This window comes from Mesorhizobium sp. M7A.F.Ca.CA.002.04.1.1, assembly GCF_004022805.1.
In the GTDB taxonomy this organism is placed as follows: Bacteria; Pseudomonadota; Alphaproteobacteria; order Rhizobiales; family Rhizobiaceae; genus Mesorhizobium; species Mesorhizobium ciceri.
On sequence record NZ_RZPL01001271.1, the window covers coordinates 1 to 549 of the forward strand.

The 549-nt window shown below is 62.8% G+C and carries 1 protein-coding gene; it reads right to left on the reverse strand.

Going from position 1 to position 549, the window contains the following annotated elements:
* The coding region (locus ENZ75_RS33740; protein ID WP_206617190.1) for a CoA transferase at window positions 1-463 on the reverse strand (463 nt) is incomplete at its 3' end.
* Window positions 464-549 lie beyond the last annotated feature (86 nt).

Here is a 549-nt window from a genome sequence, read left to right on the forward strand (position 1 = left end):
AATCATAGCCGGGCCGTCCGGCATCGGGCCCGGTCTGGCCGTAGCCGGAGATCGAACAGTAGATCAGCCGCGGATTTGACGCGCTGAGCTCCTTGAAACCGACGCCGAGCCTATCGGCGGTACCTGAGCGGAAATTCTCGACGACGATGTCGGCCTTCGCCGCCAGCTCGCGCACGATCGCCAACCCCTGCGGGCTTTTCATGTCGAGCGCGATGCTCTGCTTGCCGCGATTGGCGCAGAGATAGTAGGTCGAGACACCCTTGTAGCTCGGCACCGACCACGCCCTGGTGTCGTCGCCGCCGTCGATGTTCTCGATCTTCCAGATCTCGGCGCCGAGATCGGCAAGGCTCATCGTTGCCCACGGCCCGGCCAGCACACGCGAGAGATCGAGAACCTTGATGCCTTCGAGCGGCAAGCGCGCGGGTTCTGCCGTACCGGCATTCGCGGAATGGTCCTCAGTCACGATCAAAATTCCTTCGGGTGAATTCGGCAGGCTACTCAGACAGCCCTGAAAGTGTTGACCGGCTCCGGGAAATGGCAGGCGACCCG